The 1,136-nt window shown below is 76.3% G+C and carries 2 protein-coding genes; one reads left to right on the top strand and one right to left on the bottom strand.

Features of this window, described 5'->3' with window-relative positions; genetic code table 11:
• The first annotated feature begins 16 nt into the window (after positions 1-16).
• On the top strand, positions 17-439 hold the full coding sequence (locus tag FNQ90_RS24155) for an RNA-binding S4 domain-containing protein (protein WP_182608287.1): 423 nt from the start codon (positions 17-19) through the stop codon (positions 437-439).
• A gap of 225 nt (positions 440-664) precedes the next feature.
• Here the strand turns inward: FNQ90_RS24155 and FNQ90_RS24150 are convergent, their stop codons facing one another.
• Complete coding sequence (locus FNQ90_RS24150; protein WP_182608286.1) at positions 665-1,051, bottom strand: hypothetical protein; 387 nt, start codon at positions 1,049-1,051, stop codon at positions 665-667.
• Positions 1,052-1,136: the final 85 nt, after the last annotated feature.

Here is a 1,136-nt window from a genome sequence, read left to right as displayed (position 1 = left end):
GCGTAGAGTCGGGGGTATGACGGTGGACAACGGCGGGAACGGCGCCGGCGGAAGTGTCCGCACCGACACCTGGCTCTGGTCGGTGCGACTGGTCAAGACGCGCTCGCAGGCCACCGCGGCCTGCCGGGCCGGGCACGTGCGGGTCAACGGCGCGCGGGTCAAACCCGCCCACCCCCTGCGGCCGGGCGACGAGGTCCGCCTGCGCCAGGGCATCCGCGAACGGATCGTTGAGGTCCGGAAGCTGGTGCGCAAACGGGTCGGCGCGCCGGTCGCCGCCGAATGCCTGGTGGACAACAGCCCTCCGCCCCCGCCGCGCGAGGCGGTCGCCCCGCCCGGCATCCGCGACCGGGGCACCGGTCGCCCCACCAAGCGCGACCGGCGCGAGTTGGAACGGCTGCGCGGTCAGTGGGAGGGGCAGCGGGAGCACGGGGAGGCCTGACCGGCCCGGGCCGCGTCGGACCGCTGCCCGTCCCGACGCCCGCGGGACGTGCCTGTGACGCCCGGCGGGACTGCCGGGACGGTCCCGGTCCCGCCCGGGGGCCGGCGGCGCCGATGGGGCACCGGCCGAGCGGAGGATTCGCCCCCGGCCCGGTCGACCTCCCCTCCGTGGCGCGCCCCCGGGCGTGGCGTGGCGGTGTCCCGGTACCGGCGGCACCCCGCCACCTCACGGCAACGCGCGGTGCTCCGGGTGGTGCCGGGTGCGGCGCTCCTCCTTCATCTCCGCCTCGTACAGGTGGTCCCGACCGGCCACCAGCTCCCGGCGGATCCGCTCCTCCGCCGCCGTGAACGGCTTGTAGTACGTGGCGTTGTAGTCCTCCACCACCTGGAAGGTCCATCGGCCGGGCAGGACGTTGCGCCCGACGATCTCCCGCTCCAACAGCTCGGCCTGCGCGGTGTGCCCGGCCTCCCGCAGCTTCTCCACGGCCTCGCCGAGGATCAGGTCGGCGGTCCCGGTGAGCTGGTGGAACGAGTACAGGTGGCCGCGCGCCCGCTCGATGGTCTCCAGCGCCTTGGAGACCAGGCCGGTGGCCTCGACCGTCGCGTCGTCCACCCCCTCGGGGCGTCGATGGGCGGCGTCGGGCCCGTCCCGACGCCCCGCCCCCGGTCCGTTCCCGGCCGCCCCGGTCGTGCCGGTG

It is taken from the genome of Streptomyces alkaliphilus, assembly GCF_014141535.1.
In the GTDB taxonomy this organism is placed as follows: Bacteria; Actinomycetota; Actinomycetes; order Streptomycetales; family Streptomycetaceae; genus Streptomyces; species Streptomyces alkaliphilus.
The sequence above is the reverse complement of the archived record's forward strand: the minus strand, read 5'-3'. Positions and strand labels throughout refer to the sequence as shown.